The organism is Arthrobacter sp. UKPF54-2 (assembly GCF_007858535.1).
Lineage (GTDB): Bacteria > Actinomycetota > Actinomycetes > Actinomycetales > Micrococcaceae > Arthrobacter.
Genome location: NZ_CP040174.1, coordinates 910,556 through 928,004, shown reverse-complemented (window position 1 = coordinate 928,004; position 17,449 = coordinate 910,556). Strand labels below are relative to the sequence as shown.

At 70.7% G+C, this 17,449-nt stretch carries 13 protein-coding genes; 5 read left to right on the top strand and 8 right to left on the bottom strand.

The window, feature by feature from the left end; genetic code table 11:
* The first annotated feature begins 11 nt into the window (after positions 1 to 11).
* Positions 12 to 2,420, top strand: a complete 2,409-nt coding sequence (gene ppsA, locus E7Y32_RS04135) for a phosphoenolpyruvate synthase (RefSeq protein ID WP_146336006.1) — start codon at positions 12 to 14, stop codon at positions 2,418 to 2,420.
* Here the strand turns inward: ppsA and E7Y32_RS04130 are convergent.
* Positions 2,368 to 4,305, bottom strand: a complete 1,938-nt coding sequence (locus tag E7Y32_RS04130; RefSeq protein WP_146336005.1) for a heavy metal translocating P-type ATPase — start codon at positions 4,303 to 4,305, stop codon at positions 2,368 to 2,370. The genes ppsA and E7Y32_RS04130 overlap by 53 nt on opposite strands.
* 133 nt (positions 4,306 to 4,438) lie before the next feature.
* Between E7Y32_RS04130 and E7Y32_RS04125 the strand changes: the two genes are divergently transcribed.
* Both E7Y32_RS04125 and E7Y32_RS04120 read left to right on the top strand, forming a co-directional pair.
* A complete protein-coding gene (locus E7Y32_RS04125) occupies positions 4,439 to 5,392 on the top strand; it encodes a polysaccharide deacetylase family protein (protein WP_146336004.1) in 954 nt (317 codons plus the stop codon).
* Between the two features lie 59 nt (positions 5,393 to 5,451).
* A complete protein-coding gene (locus tag E7Y32_RS04120) occupies positions 5,452 to 8,607 on the top strand; it encodes an HAD family hydrolase (RefSeq protein ID WP_146336003.1) in 3,156 nt (1,051 codons plus the stop codon).
* Between the two features lie 15 nt (positions 8,608 to 8,622).
* Here E7Y32_RS04120 and E7Y32_RS04115 read toward each other — a convergent pair whose 3' ends face one another.
* The 6 genes from E7Y32_RS04115 to E7Y32_RS04090 form a co-directional block, all read right to left on the bottom strand.
* Entirely contained in the window at positions 8,623 to 9,627 is a 1,005-nt protein-coding gene (locus E7Y32_RS04115) for a zinc-dependent alcohol dehydrogenase family protein (protein WP_146336002.1), read from the bottom strand.
* Between the two features lie 71 nt (positions 9,628 to 9,698).
* Entirely contained in the window at positions 9,699 to 10,544 is an 846-nt protein-coding gene (locus E7Y32_RS04110) for a universal stress protein (protein ID WP_146336001.1), read from the bottom strand.
* A gap of 90 nt (positions 10,545 to 10,634) precedes the next feature.
* Positions 10,635 to 11,759 carry a YihY/virulence factor BrkB family protein gene (locus tag E7Y32_RS04105; RefSeq protein WP_261382531.1) on the bottom strand — a complete coding sequence of 375 codons (1,125 nt, stop codon included), beginning with the start codon at positions 11,757 to 11,759 and terminating at the stop codon, positions 10,635 to 10,637.
* An 81-nt stretch (positions 11,760 to 11,840) separates the two neighbouring features.
* Positions 11,841 to 12,437, bottom strand: coding sequence for a DUF3618 domain-containing protein (locus E7Y32_RS04100; RefSeq protein ID WP_146336000.1), 597 nt, complete (start codon positions 12,435 to 12,437; stop codon positions 11,841 to 11,843).
* 15 nt (positions 12,438 to 12,452) lie between these two features.
* Complete coding sequence (locus tag E7Y32_RS04095) at positions 12,453 to 12,884, bottom strand: phage holin family protein (protein ID WP_186467039.1); 432 nt, start codon at positions 12,882 to 12,884, stop codon at positions 12,453 to 12,455.
* Positions 12,881 to 13,825 carry a hypothetical protein gene (locus E7Y32_RS04090; protein WP_146335999.1) on the bottom strand — a complete coding sequence of 315 codons (945 nt, stop codon included), beginning with the start codon at positions 13,823 to 13,825 and terminating at the stop codon, positions 12,881 to 12,883. The genes E7Y32_RS04095 and E7Y32_RS04090 overlap by 4 nt, the downstream gene beginning before the upstream one ends.
* A 182-nt stretch (positions 13,826 to 14,007) precedes the next feature.
* Between E7Y32_RS04090 and E7Y32_RS04085 the strand changes: the two genes are divergently transcribed.
* The gene (locus E7Y32_RS04085) at positions 14,008 to 14,964 is read left to right on the top strand and encodes a spermidine synthase (protein ID WP_146335998.1); all 957 of its coding nucleotides are present in this window, start codon (positions 14,008 to 14,010) and stop codon (positions 14,962 to 14,964) included.
* 28 nt (positions 14,965 to 14,992) lie between these two features.
* On the opposite strand, the gene E7Y32_RS04080 is transcribed toward E7Y32_RS04085, so the two are convergent.
* Positions 14,993 to 15,910, bottom strand: coding sequence for a LysR family transcriptional regulator (locus E7Y32_RS04080; protein ID WP_146335997.1), 918 nt, complete (start codon positions 15,908 to 15,910; stop codon positions 14,993 to 14,995).
* Positions 15,911 to 16,043: 133 nt separating this feature from the next.
* Between E7Y32_RS04080 and E7Y32_RS04075 the strand changes: the two genes are divergently transcribed.
* A complete protein-coding gene (locus tag E7Y32_RS04075) occupies positions 16,044 to 17,423 on the top strand; it encodes an MFS transporter (protein ID WP_146335996.1) in 1,380 nt (459 codons plus the stop codon).
* The last annotated feature ends 26 nt before the right edge of the window (positions 17,424 to 17,449 follow it).

Below are 17,449 nucleotides of genomic sequence, written 5' to 3'. Positions count from 1 at the left end.
GGAGCGCCGGCATGCCCGAACACGTGCTGTGGTTTGAAGAAATCGGCATGGGCAACGTCCCCCAGGTGGGCGGGAAGAACGCCTCGCTGGGCGAACTCATCCAGTCGCTCAAGGCCCGGGGAGTGCGCGTCCCGGACGGGTTCGCCACCACCGCCGCGGCCTACCGGACCTTCCTCGCGGCGAACGGGATCGAACCGGCGATGCGCTCGCGGATCCTGGCCTACCGCGCCGGCGACGCCACGCTGCGCGAAACCGGCGAAGCCATCCGCGAACTGTTCCTGGCCAGCGAATTCCCGGCGGACATCGCCGAATCCATCCGCTCGCATTACGCGGACCTGGGCCGGCGCGCCGGCCGCGAGCGGCTCTCCGTCGCCGTCCGCAGCAGCGCCACGGCCGAGGACCTGCCCGACGCCAGCTTCGCCGGCCAGCAGGAGACCTTCCTCAACGTCGCCGGGGACCGGGAACTCATGGACGCCTGCCGGCGCTGCTACGCCTCGCTGTTCACCGACCGTGCCATCAGCTACCGGGAGGTCAAGGGCTTCGACCACCTCGACGTCGCGCTCTCGATCGGGGTGCAGCGGATGGTGCGCTCCGACGTCGGCGCCTCCGGGGTGATGTTCTCCATCGACACGGACTCGGGTTTCCCGCGCGCGGCCGTGATCAGCGCCGCCTGGGGCCTCGGGGAAACCGTGGTCCAGGGCAGCATCAACCCGGACAAGTACCTCGTGTTCAAGCCGCTGCTCGGAGACGTCGCGGGCGAAGGAGCGGCGGAGGGGATCAGCCCGATCATCGAAAAAACCCGTGGCTCCAAGGCGCAGAAGATGGTCTACAGCCGAGGCGGCCACGCCCGCACCCGGACAGTGGACACCTCCGACGCCGAACGCCGCGCCTTTGTCCTCGCCGACGCCGAGATCCTCACCCTGGCCCGCTGGGCCGTGACCGTCGAGGAGCACTACGGCCGGCCGATGGACATGGAATGGGCCCGCGACGGCGAAACGGGCGAACTCTTTATGGTCCAGGCCCGGCCCGAGACCGTGCAGTCACTCAAAACCGGCTCCCGCTTCACCCTGCACCACATGCTGGAAACCGGAACCGTCCTCGCAACCGGGGCCGCGATTGGGGACTCGATCGCGCAGGGGACGGCGTGTGTGATCCGTAGCGCCGCGGACATTGAGAAGTTCCGCGACGGCGCCATCCTCGTCACCGAAATGACCGACCCGGACTGGGTCCCCATCATGAAACGCGCCGCCGGGATCGTCACCGACCACGGCGGCCCCACCAGCCACGCGGCGATCGTCAGCCGGGAACTTGGGGTCCCCGCCGTCGTCGGGACCGGCAACGCCACCGGGGTGCTGGCCGAGGGTCTGGCGGTGACCCTGTCCTGCGCCGAGGGGGACCAGGGCCGCGTCTACGCCGGCACGCTCGCGTTCGAAACCGAGGAGGTGGACCTGGGCGAACTGCCGGCGACGCGCACCAAGGTGATGGTCAACATCGCCAGCCCCGCGGCCGCCTTCCAGTGGTGGCGGCTGCCCGCGGACGGCGTCGGGCTGGCCCGGATGGAGTTCATCATCAGCGCCCTGATCCGGGTCCATCCGATGGCGCTGGTCCATCCGGAACGGGTCACGGACCCGCAGGAGGCCGCGCAGATCCGGGACCTGACGCGCGGCTACGCCGATCCGAGCGACTACTTTGTGGACACCCTGGCCCTGGGCATCGCGAAGATCGCCGCGCCCTACCACCCGAACCCGGTGATTGTGCGGCTCAGCGACTTCAAGACCAACGAATACGCTCACCTGATCGGCGGAGCCGCCTTCGAGGAGGCCGAGGAGAACCCGATGCTGGGGTTCCGCGGCGCCTCCCGGTACTACGACGAGCGGTACCGGGAGGGCTTCGCGCTCGAATGCCGGGCGCTGAAGCGGGTCCGGGAGCGGCTCGGCTTCGCCAACATCATCGTGATGGTCCCGTTCTGCCGGACGCCGCAGGAAGCGGACAAGGTGCTGGCTGTGATGGCGGAGAACGGCCTGGTCCGCGGCGAGCACGGCCTGCAGGTCTACATGATGTGCGAAATCCCCTCCAACGTGGTCCTGGCCGAGCGGTTCGCCACCCGCTTCGACGGGTTCTCGATCGGCTCCAACGACCTCACCCAGCTGGTCCTGGGCGTGGACCGCGACTCGGCGCAGCTCGCCGCACTGTTCGACGAGCGCGACGAGGCCGTGATGGCGATGATCAGCGAGGCGATCCGCAAGGCGCACGCCGCCGGGATCAAGATCGGGATCTGCGGGCAGGGCCCCAGCAACCACCCGGAATTCGCGGCCTTCCTGGTCAGCGAGGGCATCGACTCGATCTCGCTGAACCCGGACAGCTACCTCAGGACCGTCCCGCGGATCGCGGAAGCCGAGAAGCTGGTGTCCGGGGGCTAGGCCGTCCGGCGACGCTGCCCGCGGGCTGCCCGGAGCTGAGCGCCCGCAGCGCGTTCAGGATGGTGGCGAGGTCCACCACTTCCTGGGACAGCGCCCCGGCGACGGCGGGGACATAGCCCGCGGCGGCCGCCACCATCAGCGCCACGCTCAGCGCGATTCCGATCCAGATGCTCTGCAGCGCCACCTTCACGGTCCGCTGGCCGATCCGCACGGCCGAGGCCACCTTGGACAGGTCGTCGAGGATAATCACGACGTCGGCGGACTCGCCGGCCGCCGTCGAGCCCCGCGCACCCATCGCGATCCCGACGTCGGCGACCGCGAGGACGGGGGCGTCGTTGACGCCGTCGCCCACCATCATGACCGGGCGCAGCGGCAGCGACCGCACAGCTTCCACCTTGTCCGGCGGCAGGCATTCGGCCCGGACATCGGTGAGTCCGGCGGCCGCGGCGATGTGCTCGGCGGTGGCCAGGGCGTCGCCGGTGAGCATCACGGTCTCGGTGACGCCCAAGTCAAGGAGTTCGGCCAGGGTGCGGCGGGCCTCGGCGCGGATCGGGTCGCTCATCACGAGGCAGCCGGCGAATTCGCGGCCCACCCCCACATAGATGGCGAGCTGGCCGCTGGCGAGTTCCGTCTCGGTCACGCCGGCGGCCGACTCGGCCACGAAGTTGGGCTTGCCCACCACCACGTCCCGGCCGTCGAAGCGGGCGCGGACGCCGTGCGTGGCGTATTCGGTGGCCTCGGAAGCGCGTTCGAAGGCCAGCACGCGGGAGCGGGCGGCGTCCATCACCGAGGCCGCGAGCACGTGGGAGGAGTACTGCTCGGCGGAGGCGGCCAGCCGCAGCACCTCGTCCTCCGGCAGGGTCCCGGTGGTCCGGACCTCCACCAGGGCCGGCCTGCCGTAGGTGAGCGTTCCGGTCTTGTCGAAGGCGGCGGTGCGGATCCGGCCCAGGAGCTCCAGCACCCCGGCGTACTTGACGATGATGCCGCCGCGCGCGGCCCGGCTCATGCCGCCCAGGAAAGCCACCGGCGCGGCGATCAGGAGCGGGCACGGCGTGGCGACCACCAGGACCTCGGCGAAACGGGCCGGGCTGCCGCTGATGATCCAGCCGACGGCACCCAGCAGGTAGGCGAAGGCGGTGAACGGGACGGCGTAGCGGTCCGCCAGCCGCACCATGGGCGCCTTGCTCTCGGCCGCCTCCTTCACGAGGGCGACGATCCGGCTGTACTGCGAGTCCTCCATCAGCGCCGTGACCCGCATCCGGATGGCGGCCTCGCCGTTCAGCGACCCGCTCATCAGGGGCTCGCCGGCCGCCCGTTCCACCGGCAGGCTTTCCCCGGTGAGCGAGGACTCGTCGAACGTCCCGGCCTCGGAGAGCAGCACGCCGTCCAGCGGGACCACTTCGCCGGGCCGGACCAGCAGGATGTCGCCGACCGCGACGTCCGTGGCCGCCACGTCCTCATGCTGGCCGTCGGTGTTGGTGTCGGTGGTGTTCGCGGCGTTGGTGCCGGGCGCGGCGGCGCGTTCCCGGTGGGCGGTCTGCGGGACGCGCTCCAGCAGGGACGTCAGTTCCTTCTTGGCCCGGCCCGCGGCGTAGTCTTCGAGGGCGGTGCCGCCGGCCATCATGAGCACGATGATCATGGAGGCGACGATTTCGCCCACCAGCACGGTGCTGACGATGGCCGTGACGGCGAGGATGTCGATGCCCCACTGGCCGCCGACCAGGCGGCGGACCATACCAACGGCGAGGTAGGCCGCCACGGCGAGGGCATAGATGCTCGCGGCGATCCTCGCGATGCCGTCCTGGCCCGACACCAGCAGCAATATCACCGCCAGGAGAACGGCAACCGTGCCCGCAACCAGCGGATACCGGAGCACAATTTTCACGGTCTACCCGCCTCGTTCTTCGCGTAGAACCCCTCGCCTGCGCCTACCTGCATCCTACTGCGCAGCCGCCCCCTCCCCACGGCGCGGGTCTTTCAGCCCTACCCCGCTGGGGCCGGTGGTGCCATGGTGAAGCATGTGGTCGATCCTGGCCGGGAACCGCCGCCGGATGGTTGCGCTGGCGGCCGCGGTGCTGCTCCTCGCCGCCGCGGTGGTGACGGCGCTGTTCCTCGCCGGGCGGCCCCGTGGTGCACCCCCGGCCTCGGGCTCCCCGTCCGCTGCCGCGACACCGAGCGGGACGCCGAGCGCGACGCCGGCCCCGCCGTCGGGCACGACAACCGGCCCGCCGTCGAGCCCTACGGTGACCGAGGCCCCCGCCACCGAGGCGCCGCCTCCGCCCGCCGAACCTCCGCCCGCCGAGCCTCCTCCACCGCCGCCACCCGCGGACCCGTTCCCGGCGGCGCTCCGGGGCGCCGACGTCGGGCTCATCCCGAACGCGGGGCCCGTGGTCGCGCTGACCTTCGACGCCGGCGCCAATTCGGCGGGCCTGCCGAGTATCCTGCAGACCCTGGCGACCACCGGGGTCCGGGCAACCTTCTTCCTCACCGGCAACTGGGCCAGTGCCAACCCGGCCGGCGTGGCCTCGATAGTGGCCGCCGGGCACCGGGTGGGCAACCACTCGATGACGCACCCGGGCTTTACCTCCCTCAGCGACGCGCAGATTGCCCAGCAACTGGCCGGAGCGGAGGCTGCGATCGCGGCCGCCGGCGCCGAGGCCCGCCCGCTGTTCCGCTTCCCCTTCGGCGAGCGGGACGCGCGGACCATCGCGGCGGTAAATGCGCTGGGCTACCTGCCGGTCCGCTGGAGCGTCGACACCCTGGGCTGGAAGGGGACCAGCGGCGGTATCACAGCCCAAACCGTCGCCGACCGGGCGCTCGCCGCGCTGCAGCCGGGGGAAATCGTCCTGATGCACATCGGCTCCAACCCCGACGACGCCAGCACCCTGGACGCCGACGCCCTGCCGCAGCTCATCACCCGGATCCGCCAGGCCGGCTACGGCTTCACGACGCTCGATGCACTCCTTGGCTAAGCCGGGCACCGGGCCTGCCGCCACTGTTGCGTCCCACCGATGACTGGTACGAATAGCGCATGACGGACTCGCCCACAGTCGCCGCCGCACTGGCGCCGGTCGACGCGGTGGTCTTCGAGCTGGACGGCGTGGTCCTGGATACCGCGGAACTGCGCGCCGCGGCCTGGCAGCGGCTCGCCGCGGAGGCTTTCGGGGATCCCCGGCTGCCGTCGGGAGCCCGGCGCGGGCCCCTCACGGACGCCGACTACGCCGCGTTCATCGAGGGCAGGACCCCTGCCGACGGGGCCGCGGCCTTCCTGGCCTCGCGCGGGGTCCGGCTGCCGGCGGGCTCGCCCGCGGACGGTCCGGAGGACTGGACGGCGTTCGGACTCGGGAAACGTCAGGACGAGCTGTTCGGGCAGCTGTTGCGCGGCCAGCCGCCGCGGGCCTTCCCCGGCACCGTGGCCCTGCTGGAACGGCTCAGGGCGGGCCGGATCCCGGTGCTGCTCGCCACCTCGGCCACCAATGCGGCAGAGCTCCTCGCCGCCGTCGGCCTCGACGGGTCCTTCGACCACATTGCCGACGGGCAGGCGGCCGCGCGGCGCGCCGTCGCCGGAAAGCCGTCCCCGGCGCTGGCCCTGGAAGCGGTCCGCCGGCTGGACATTCCGCCCGGCCGGGCCATGGTCATCGAAGCGGCCGTCGCCGGGGTGGAAGCGGGACGCGCGGGCGGCTTCGGGCTGGTCGTGGCCATCGACCGCTCCGGCCGACGGGCCGAACTGGAAGCGGCCGGCGCGGACATCGTGGTCGAAGACGTCAGCGAACTCGACATCGGCCTCGTCATCACCCACCCGTGGCTGCTGGTCTATGAGGGCTTCGATCCGGCGCATGAGGGGCACCGGGAGGCCCTGACCACCCTGGGCAACGGCTACCTGGCCACCCGCGGCGCGGCCCCCGAACACCGCGGCGTCGGGATCCACTACCCCGGCAGCTACCTGGCGGGCGTCTACAACCGGCTGGCCAGCACGGTACAGGGCCAGCGGACCGTGGACGAGCACATGGTGAACATCCCGAACTGGCTGTACCTTGACCTGCGGATCGAAGACGGCGCCTGGTGGTCCGAGGGAGGCCTGACGCTGCGCCGGGAGCGCCGGACGCTGGACCTCAAGCGGGCCCTGCTCACCCGGGAAGCGCTGCTGGAGGACGACGCCGGGCGGCGGCTGCAGCTGGTGCAGCGCCGCTTCGTCTCGATGGCGGAGCCGCACCTCGCCGCGCTGGAGACCCGGCTTACGGCGGACGGCTGGAGCGGGCGCGTCAGCATCCGCAGCGGCTGCGACACCGGGGTGACCAACTCGAACGTCCCGGAGGACGCGCAGCTGTCCACGCGGCACCTGACGGAGGTGCAGGTGGCGGAATCCGCCGGCGGGCAGTCCGCCGTCGGACTGAGGGTGCAGGTGCAGACCAGCCAGAGCAGGATCGGCATCGCCCTGGCGCTGCGGACCGAGCTGTCCGGCCCGGCCAATTCAGTTCTCGAGCAGCTTGGCGGGCTGTACGCGCACCGCTTCGAGGTGCCGGTCGCGGACGGGAGTGCGGTGACGGCGACCAAGACGGTGGGGGTCGCCAGTTCCCGGGACCACGCGGTCTCTTCTCCGCTGGCGGGTGCGGAGGCGGTGCTGGCGCGGTCGGGCGGTTTCGAGGCGCTGCTGGCGGAGCATGAGCGGGCCTGGGCCCTGCTGCTGGCCCCGTTCATCATCGAGTCTGATGCACCCTCCCAGGCGCAGCTGATCCTGAACCTGCACGTCTTCCACCTGCTGCAGACCCTCACGACGCACACCGCCGAGCTGGACGCGGGCGTGCCCGCCCGGGGGCTGCACGGGGAGGGCTACCGCGGGCACGTCTTCTGGGACGAGCTGTTTGTCCTTCCGGTGCTGAACTCCCGGCTGCCCTCGCTGGCCCGCGAGCTGATCGACTACCGCTGGCGGAGGCTCGGCACGGCCCGCGACGCCGCGAGGGCGGCCGGGCTGCGCGGCGCGCTGTTCCCCTGGCAAAGCGGCAGTGACGGCACGGAGCAGACCCCCAAGCTGCTCTACAACAAGCTTTCCGGGCATTGGGTCCCGGACTATTCCCACCTCCAGCGGCATGTGGGGCTGGCCGTCGCGTACAACGCCTGGCAGTACTTCGAGGCCACCCAGGACCGGGGCTGGCTGACGCAGCACGGCGCGGAACTCATTGTCGAGGTCGCCCGCCTGTTCGCGTCGATGGCCGAGCATGACCCCATCGACGACCGGTTCCACCTCCGCGGAGTGATGGGCCCGGACGAGTACCACACCGGAAATCCGGGCGACCCGGGCGGAGGCCTGGACGACAACGCCTACACCAACATCATGGCGGCTTGGGTGTTCGACCAGGCCGAGTGGATCATGCGGTCCGTCCGGGGCTTCGACATGGAGGACCTCCGGGCCCGGCTTGGTGTAACGGCGGCGGAAATCGCGGCGTGGGCGCGGCTGAGCCGGCGCATGTTCGTCCCCTTCCACGGGGACGGCATCATCAGCCAGTTCGCGGGCTACGGTGCCCTCCAGGAACTGGACTGGAACCACTACCGCCGCAGCTACCGCAATATCGAGCGGCTGGACCTCATCCTGGAGGCCGAAGGCGACAGCACCAACCACTACCGGCTCGCCAAACAGGCCGACGTCCTGATGCTGCTCTACGTCCTGGGCGAGGACCAGCTCCTGGGCTTCCTCGGCCGGCTGGGCTACACGGTCACCCCGGCACAGCTGGCCGCGACCGTGGACTTCTACCTGGCACGGACGGCGCACGGCTCCACGCTCAGCCGGGTGGCGCACGCCTCGGTCCTCGCCCAGCGCGACCCGGAGCAGGCCTGGGCCACGTTCCGCGAGGCCCTGGACGCGGACCTGGACGACACCCAGGGCGGCACCACCAGCTCCGGCATCCACCTCGGCGCCATGGCCGGGACGATCGACGTCGTCCAGCGCAGCTTCGCCGGGCTGCGGATCACCCGGGACGCCCTCGACTTCGCGCCCCGGCTGCCTGCCGAACTCCGCGGGGTGGACTTCCAGGTCCGCTACCGCGACCAGCTGCTGGCCGTGCACCTGGAGACAGACCGGCTGCTCGTCTCCGCGGCCCCGGGGGACGCCGCCCCGGTCCTGGTGCGGGTGGGCGCCCGGCAGGTGCTAATCCGGGCCGGCGAGAAGCACGAGTTCCGCCGCGCCGGCTAGGGGACGGCTAGGAGGCTAGGGTGCCACGCGGATGACGGCGGCGCCGGTGACGCGGTCCGCGGCGAGGTCCTGCAGCGCCCGGTCCGCGGCGTCAAAGGGGTAGGCCACCGTGGTGGGGCGCAGCGGAATCTCCGCGGCGAGGCGGAAGAACTCCTCGCCGTCGGCCCGGGTGTTGGCCGTGACGCTGCGCAGCTGCCGCTCCTGGAACAGCTCGGCGGCGTAGTGCAGGGACGGGATGTCGCTGAGGTGGATGCCGGCGACGGCGAGGGTCCCGCCGCGGTCGAGGGCCCGCAGCGCCGGCGGCACCAGGGCGCCGGCCGGGGCAAAGAGGATCGCGGAATCGAGCGGGTCCGGCGGCTCTTCGTCGGCTCCGCCGGCGAAGGTGGCGCCGAGGTCCAGTGCGAGGCGGCGGGCCTCCCGCGACCGCGTCATCACATAGACCCTGGCCCCCTGGTACAGCGCCAGCTGGGCGGCGAGGTGGGCGGAGGCGCCGAAGCCGTAGATACCCAAGCGGCCGCCGACGGGCAGTTCCGCGCGGAGCAGGGCGCGGTAGCCGATGATGCCGGCGCACAGCAGCGGAGCCGCTTGCTCATCGGCGAAAATGTCCGGAATCCGGTAGGCAAAATCCTCGGCAACGGTGATCAGCTCGGCGTAGCCGCCGTCGCGGTCCCAGCCGGTGAACGTGGGGGACAGGCACAGGTTTTCCTGCCCGCGAAGGCAGAACCGGCAGGAACGGCAGGTGCCGCCCAGCCACGCCACCCCCACCCGCTCGCCGCGGCGGAACCGGGCCGCTCCGGGGCCGGCGTCGAGCACCTCGCCCACCACTTCGTGCCCCGGGACGACGCCGGGCCGCCGCGGCGCCAGCTCGCCCTCGGCCAGGTGCAGGTCAGTGCGGCACACCCCGCAGACGCGCACGCGCAACAGGACTTCCCCGCGGCCGGGCACGGGGTCCGGGCGCTCGCCGGACACCAGCGGCCCGGCGGCAATCGGGCCCGGCTGCGCAACCCACCAGGCTCGCACAGAGCCTCCCTCTCCCTAACGCCTCTTCCTGAATCGGGGGCTCCGGAGGCGGAGTTCCCGGGCCCTGAAACTCAGCGCGTAATCATGACATTGCAGGGGGCCTTGTGCAGCACAGCGGAAACGGTGTTGCCCAGTCCCCCCACGCGGTTGTGGGTGCCGAGCACCAGCACGTCCGCGTCCGCCGCCGCCTCCACCAGTTCTTTGGCGGCCGTGTGGCCGTCTTTGAGGGTGCCGAAGGCGGCAACCCCGGGGACCAGCCGTCCGGCCTCGGCGACGGCGTGCTCCAGCAGCTCGGAGCCGTGCAGCGGGGTGTGCCGGCCGTGATCCTTGCGAGTCCCGCCCCGGCCCGTCTCGACGTGGACCAGCTGCAGTCCGGCCCCGATCGCGGCCGCGAGCCGGGCGGCGTCGGCGAGGACGGCCGAACTCCGGGCGGCGGCATCGACGCCCACCACCACGGGCCGGCCGGGCAGGTGCGGGCGGCGGACCACCATCAGCGGGCACGGCGCGGAGCTGGCCAGTTCCAGGCACACCGACCCGGCCAGATGTCCCAGCACCCCGCCCATGCCGCGGCTCCCGACAACCAGGAGGGCGGCGCCGTCGGACGCCTGCCGCAGCACCTGCGCGGGCAGGCCGGCTTCCATCACGCCGTCGACGTCGAGCCCCGGGGCGGCCTCGCGGGCCAGCGCGAGGCCCTCGGCGAGGATGGCCTCGGCGGAATGCCGGAGCCCGCTGCCGGCGACGCCCTTGACCGGCCCCAGGTCCTTGGTGAACATCGGCCAGACCCAGGCGTGCACCACCTTCAAGGGCAGGCGGCGGGTCACGGCATGGCCGGCGGCCCAGCGGACGGCAAGCTGCGAGGTTTCGGAACCGTCGTAGCCGACGGCGACCGGCCGGGAAGCTGCTGCAGGTGCCGGCATGTATCCTCCCGGTAGGCGGACGGTGGCAACGGGCGGGGGCACCCCCCAGCGGTGCGTCCCCCCAGTACAGCCCGTGCGGGTGCGGAGCGCCTAGGGGCTTTGGTCCCCCGCCCGCTCGTTGCGGCTGTGCTCCTCCCGCAGCTCCCGTCCTCGCCGGATGTCCTCTTCCTCCCTGGCCTGCAGCTTGTCGCTCTGCTTGGTGTCCCGCGGCGGCAGCTGGATGGTCTCCTCCGCCTCGATGCCAGCCTGGAGCTGGCGGCCGCGCTCGGTTTCGGCGTCGAACTCGGCGCCGAAAAGCAGCGACATGTTCAGGATCCACAGCCAGAGCAGCGCGATGATCACGCCGCCGATGGCGCCGTAGGTTTTGTTGTAGCTGTTGGAGTAGGCCACGTAGAAGCCGAACGCCAGCGATGCCAGCAGGAAGACCACCAGGGCGATGGCCGATCCCATGCTCATCCAGCGGAATTTGGGCTGCTTCACGTTGGGGGTGGCGTAGTAGAGGATGGCAATGGCCACGATCACCAGCACCAGCATCACCGGCCACTTGGCAATGTTCCAGACGGCCAGGAAGGCGCCGCCCAGGCCGATGATGTTCCCGACGGACTCGGCCACCGGTCCGCTGAGCACCAGCATCGCGGCCAGCACGACGACGATCAGCAGGTTCACGACCGTGACGGCGAGCATGGTGCCGCGCAGCTTGAGGAACGGCCGGCCCTCGTCCGTCTCATACACCCGGTTCATGGCCCGCCCGAACGCCCCGACGTAGCCGGAGGCGGACCAGAGGGCGGTGAGCAGGCCCACGATGAACGTCAGGCCCGCGGCCGAGGAGCTGGCCAGTTCTTCGACGACCGGGCGGATCGTGTCCACGGTCTGGCCGGGCGCGATGCCCTGGACGATGTCCAGCAGCGCCGACGTGGTCTTTTGGGCGTCTCCGAACAGACCGAGCAGTGATACGAGCGCCAGCAAGGCCGGGAAAATTGAGAGCACCGAGTAGTAGGTCAGCGACGCCGCGAGGTCGGGGCACTGGTCCTTGGTGAATTCCCGCAGGGTTTTCTTGACGATGTACTTCCAGGAGGGCTTGGTGACCTCGGCGGGGCTGCTCGGCTTGCGCGCGTCGTCCGGGGCGGGCGCAATGCGCGCCTTGGCGGTGCTGCTCTCGGCGGTCTCGGCGTCGTCCATGGAGTCAGTTTGCGCCGGGGTGGGGTTCTTGGCCATTGGAAACTTCTTTCGTGGTTAAGCGCAGCGGCCGGCTGCCCAGCGCGTCAGCGAGGGCAACCGGCCGTCTTCCGGGTCGGGCTAGGCCTGCTGGACGTTGTCCTTGGCGTCGACCGCACGGTCCTTGACGTCGGCGACGGCCAGCTGGCCCTCGCCCTTGACGTTCTGGGCGGCGTCAGCGGCGGTGGCTTTGACGTTCTCCATGGCGTTCTGGGCAGGTTCCTTCAGGCCCTCGGCCACGTGCTTCGCGGCCTCGGTCAGCTCGGTGGTGAGCGGCTCGGCGGCCGTCTTCAAGGCATCGGCCGCCTCCCGCTCCTTGGTGCTCGCCGGGATCAGCGAGGACACCAGCAAACCGGCGCCGAACGCGATGAGGCCCGCAGCGAGCGGGTTGCCCTGGGTCTTGACCTTGGCCTGGTGCGGTGCGCCGGCGACGGCGGAACCGGCGTCGTTCAGGTGCGAGGCGGCGCTGCCGCCGGCGGACTGCACGTGGCCGGCGCTGTGGTCGGCAGCTCCCATGACTTTCTCCTTCACTCCGAACACTGCGTCTTTGACGCGGTCGGTCTGGCGCTGGACGATGTGGGACGGGGTGACCTTGTCGGCCACGGCGTCAACGTTGGTTCCGAGCCGGGCACGGGTTGCTTCAATGTCTGCGCGGATGGCATCCGGGTTTTCACTCATGGTGTGTTCCTCGCTCTAGTGGCTGGGCTTGAGGGTCGGGGGAATTTCCTGGAGGGTCTCCGCGGTCTGGGGGATACCCTTGATCGCCTTGAGTTCCTTGCGGCCCATCGAGGCCAGGACGGCGCCGATGATGCCCCAGATGATCGCGACGACGACGCCGGACCATCCCAGCCCCATCAGGGTTCCCAGCCCCCACCACACGGCGAGCGAAAGGAACAGCAGGACAAAGTGGCCTGCGACGCCGGCGCCGGCAAACATGCCGCCGCCCTTGCCGGCACGGCCGGCGGTCTGCTTCAGCTCTGCCTTGGCGAGCTCCACTTCCTGGCGCATCAGGGTGGACATGTCCCGCGTGACGTCACCAAGCAGGTCGCCCAGGGAACTCGTCTCGGCCTTAAGCTGGGCCTCCGTGGGAGGCATCGGGGTGCCCGTGGGCATCTCGCTGCTCATCGGCGGCCTCCGTCGAACGGATCCTTACGGTCGGGGTCGAGGGCCGGATCAATGCGGTAGGGGTCGGCGGCCAGCGGATCGTCCGCCCACGGGTCGTTCCGGGTGCCGGAGCCCTCGAGCGGGCTCGGCGGGTAGGTGTCGGCGTCGGACGCCGCCGGCTCCTGGTAGGTGCCGTCCGCGGTCGGCTCCGGGTACGTTCCGGCCATGCCGGCCGTCGTCGTCTCCGGGTAGCCCACCGGCGGCGGGGGGACCGCGACGCCGGCGTCCGGGACCCGGGTAACCGGGGTGCCGGGCTGCGGCGCGGTGCCCGTGGAGTGCGCAGTCGGCGTCGTTTCCGGGGCGCCCGCGCTGAGGCTGCGGCTGAGCCGGCCGGCCAGGATGCCGGCGCCGGCGGCGGCCAGCAGGAAGGTGCCGGGGCGCTGGCGGGCGAAGGACTTCACCTCGTTGAGCAGCGACCCGGGGTCGCGGTTGTCGAGCCAGGCGGCCACGGACGAGGAGCGCTCGGCGGCCTGGCGGACCAGATCTGTGGCGACGCCGGGCTGGCCCGACGCTGCCGCCATGGTGTGGAGTTCGCTGGAGATGGAGCGAAGGCCCTGCGCTGCTTTCTGTTGCTGCGCGCCGGCCTGGGCGGTGAGATCGGTCCGGGCCTGGGTCAGGAGGTCCTTGGCGTTGCTCTTCACTTCGCCGGCGACGTGCGCAGCCTCGGCCTTCGCCGTTTCGGTCACGTTCTGGGCCGCGTCTGCGGCCTGGCGGGTCACTTCGGCGGCCTCGTCCTTGGCGGTATCAGTCTTCGACGCCGTGCCGGGGGCTGCTGCTCCGGTCGTTGCCGTTCCGGCCGCAGCCGGCGGGAACGTCGAGCTCTGCCGGAGTTCGGGCTCAGAACCCTGCGTCACTGTCGGGGTGCCGTAGCCGCCGTCCTGGGGCCATTGGTTCTCTGTCATCGTCGCTCTCTTTCCTTGTAGATCTGCTGCCGGGTAGCAAACCAGCAGCGCCGAACTCGAATAGTAAGCATGATTACTATCCGATAGTAAGCACGCTTCGCATTCGATGACAAGGGGGAGCCGGACATTGGTGGTGCGGGCGCCCGCTAGGGTTGAAGCATGAGCAAAACGGCGGACGGCTGATGGCAAAGCGGGGCCGGGCGGCCGGCCGGAACGCCGGAACCACGACGCCGGGGGTGGTGGAGGTGCCGAAGGGCGCGCGCCCTGACGGGCCCGCCGCGGGCGTCTACTACATCGACACCGGCGACTGTGAGCTCACCCCGGACCAGGACAATTCGACCGGCTGGCTGCTCCGGATCAACGGCGTCATGAGCTCCCACATCGACCTGGCGGACCCGCTGTTCCTCGACTTCGAATATATGCGCTGGATCGCCGCGCTGGTGGAATCGCGCTGGCCGCTGGCGGCGCGGCCCAAGCTGCGGGCCCTGCACCTCGGCGGCGGCGCATGCTCACTGGCGCGCTACTTCCACGCCGCCTATCCGGACGCCCGCCAGGTGGTGGTGGAACTGGACGGCAAGCTGGCCGAGTACGTCCGCGGCTGGTTCGACCTGCCCAAGGCCCCGCTGCTGCGACTGCGAGTGGGGGAGGCCCGGGAAGTGACGGAGAGCCTCACGCCGCAGACCAGGGACCTCATCATCCGCGACGTGTTCGCCGGCGCCGTGACCCCGCGGCCCCTCACCACCGCGGAGTTTACCGAACACGCCAAGCGGGTGCTGGCGCCCGGCGGAATCTACCTGGTGAATTCCGGCGACGCCCCCGCCCTGGCCAACGCGCGCGAGGACGCCGCCACCATCGCGGCGGCCTTCAAACACACCATGATCATCGCCGATCCGGCCATGCTCAAGGGCCGGCGCTACGGCAACATGATCATCGCCGGCAGCGATGAGCCGTTCGACGACGACCCCGGCCTCGCCCGGCGCCTGCTCGGCGGCGCGGTACCTGCCCACAGCTGGGACGACGCCAAGGTGCGTGCCTTCGCCGCCGGCGCCGCCGTCCGCCACGACCCGACGGCGCCTGAACCGTCGTCGCCTGAACTGACCGCGCCTGAACCGTCATCGTCGTCGTCGACTGCTCCGTAACCGCCGTTATCCGGCCCGAAAAGGGCGCCTACGGAGCAGCCGCTGCGTAGCCGCCGCGGCCCATCAGCGCCTCACGGTGCGCGTCGGTCTGCTCCCGGAGCGCCTGCACGACGGCGGCCACAGCGGGCCGCCGCATCGAATCCGGCCGCAGGACCATCCAGTAGGGGAGCAGTTCCGCGAACTGCTCCGGCAGCAGCCTGACCAGGTCCGGATGCAGGTCGGCGGCGAAGCAGGGCAGGAAGCCGATCCCGGCCCCGGCCCGCGTCGCCTCCACATGGACAAAAACGTTGGTGGAGCTCAGCCCGTCCCGCATGGCCGGCACCAGCCGCCGCGGGGCGTCGAGGTCGTCCACCTGGAGCATCGAGTCGACGAAATACACCAGCGGATGTTCCTTCAGTTCGTCCACCGACGCCGGCGTCCCGTACTCGGCCAGGTAGCTGCGCGAGGCGTACATGCCCAGCATGTACTCGCCCAGCCGGGCCGCCTCCGCCCGGTGCACCTGCGGCTCGCCGACCACCACCTCGATGTCCAGCCCGGAGCGCTGCTGCAGCGCCCGGCGGGTCACCGTGACGATCTCCACGCTGAGGCCGGGGTGGTGGCGCCGGAGCCGCGCTACCGCGGGCGCGGCGATGTAGGCGCTGAAACCGTCCGTGGCCGTCATCCGCACGACGCCGGTGACCGGGTCCGGCGTCGTGCCCGGCTGCTCGAGCGAGCGCACGGCGCCTTCCACCTGCTCCGCGACGGCCACCGCCGCGGCGCCGAGGTCCGTCAGTTCCCAGCCTCCCGAGGCCCGGGAGAGCACCCGGCCGCCGAGGGCCTTTTCCAGGGCGGCGATCCGGCGCGAGACCGTGGTGTGGTTCAGGCCCAGCGCCTGCGCCGCCGTCGTGAATTTGGCCGAACGCGAGACGGCCAGCAGGACCAGGAGGTCGTCGGGATTTGCCTTCATATCTGCAATTCTGCACACATATCGTGCCCGTTTGGCCATTGAACCGCGGGTAATGTGCGGCAATACTCGATGAAGCCCATTTTCCGTGCCGTGAATCACAGCGCGTGTCACCGTGGACACTAAGGAGAACCAAATGAGCGTAGAACAACGCTCCGCTACACCCCCTGCCGCAGCCTCCAAGGGTGCAGGCCTGAAGAAAATCGTTGCCGCATCGATGGTCGGAACCGTCGTGGAATGGTACGAATTCTTCCTCTACGCCACCGCCGCCACCCTGGTGTTCGGCAAGTACTTTTTCCCCGCCACCGGCAACGAGCTGGACGGCATCATCCAGGCGTTCCTGACCTACGCCGTCGGCTTCGTTGCCCGTCCGCTCGGCGGCATCGTCTTCGGCCAGATCGGCGACAAGCTGGGCCGCAAGCCCACCCTGCAGCTGACCATCGTGATTATCGGCGTGTCCACCTTCCTGATGGGCTGCCTCCCGGGCTTCGCCGACATCGGCTACCTCGCCCCGGCCCTGCTGGTCTTCCTGCGCTTCATCCAGGGCTTCGCCCTCGGCGGCGAATGGGGCGGCGCCGTGCTGCTGGTGGCCGAGCACAGCCCCAACGAGTCCCGCGGTTTCTGGTCCAGCTGGCCCCAGGCCGCTGTCCCGGTGGGCAACCTGCTGGCCACCCTGGTCCTGTTCATTATGTCCAACGTCCTGAGCGCCGCCGACTTCCTCGGCTGGGGCTGGCGTGTGGCGTTCTGGCTCTCCGCCGTGATCGTGTTCGTCGGTTACTACATCCGCACCCACGTCTCCGAGGCCCCGATCTTCCTCGAGGCCAAGGCGCAGCTGGAGCAGGAACAGGCTGTCAGCTATGGCGTCCGCGAAGTGATCCGCAAGTACCCGAAGGGCATCCTGCAGGCCATGGGCCTCCGGTTCGCGGAAAACATCATGTACTACCTCGTGGTGAGCTTCGCGATTGTCTACCTCAAGAGCGTGCACAAGTACGACACGTCCTCGCTGCTGCTCGCCCTGCTGATTGCCCACGTCATCCACTTCCTGGTCATCCCGCAGGTCGGCCGGCTCGTGGACAGCTGGGGCCGCAAGCCGGTCTACCTGGTCGGCGCGATCACCGGGGCCACCTGGCCGTTCTTCGCCTTCCCGATGTTCGACACCCGCAACCCGGTGATCATTGTGCTCGCCGTGACGATCGGCCTGTGCCTGCACGCGTTTATGTACGCCGGCCAGCCGGCCCTCATGTCCGAGCTGTTCCCCACCCGGATGCGCTACGCGGGCGTTTCGCTGGGTTCGCAGGTCACCTCGATCTTCGCCGGGTCGCTGGCGCCGCTGCTGGCCACCGCATGGCTCAAGGACACCGGCTCCTGGCTGCCCACCGCCGTCTACCTTGTGGTGGCCTGCGCCATTACGACGGTCGCAGTGCTTAGCCTGAAGGAAACCAAGGGCATCGCCCTCGAGGAGGTGGACCGGGCCGACGCCGAACGCGAAGGCCTGGCCGTGGCGGCCAACCGCTGAACTGTGTGACTCTGATGACCGTGAAT

Coding starts and splice junctions, on each gene's coding strand:
- ppsA (WP_146336006.1), top strand. CDS start 12: ATGCCCGAACACGTGCTGTGGTTTGAAGAAATCGGCATGGGCAACGTC.
- E7Y32_RS04090 (WP_146335999.1), bottom strand. CDS start 13,825: ATGACAGAGAACCAATGGCCCCAGGACGGCGGCTACGGCACCCCGACA.
- E7Y32_RS04085 (WP_146335998.1), top strand. CDS start 14,008: ATGGCAAAGCGGGGCCGGGCGGCCGGCCGGAACGCCGGAACCACGACG.
- E7Y32_RS04080 (WP_146335997.1), bottom strand. CDS start 15,910: ATGAAGGCAAATCCCGACGACCTCCTGGTCCTGCTGGCCGTCTCGCGT.
- E7Y32_RS04110 (WP_146336001.1), bottom strand. CDS start 10,544: ATGCCGGCACCTGCAGCAGCTTCCCGGCCGGTCGCCGTCGGCTACGAC.
- E7Y32_RS04105 (WP_261382531.1), bottom strand. CDS start 11,759: ATGGCCAAGAACCCCACCCCGGCGCAAACTGACTCCATGGACGACGCC.
- E7Y32_RS04120 (WP_146336003.1), top strand. CDS start 5,452: ATGACGGACTCGCCCACAGTCGCCGCCGCACTGGCGCCGGTCGACGCG.
- E7Y32_RS04125 (WP_146336004.1), top strand. CDS start 4,439: ATGTGGTCGATCCTGGCCGGGAACCGCCGCCGGATGGTTGCGCTGGCG.
- E7Y32_RS04100 (WP_146336000.1), bottom strand. CDS start 12,437: ATGAGTGAAAACCCGGATGCCATCCGCGCAGACATTGAAGCAACCCGT.
- E7Y32_RS04075 (WP_146335996.1), top strand. CDS start 16,044: ATGAGCGTAGAACAACGCTCCGCTACACCCCCTGCCGCAGCCTCCAAG.
- E7Y32_RS04095 (WP_186467039.1), bottom strand. CDS start 12,884: ATGAGCAGCGAGATGCCCACGGGCACCCCGATGCCTCCCACGGAGGCC.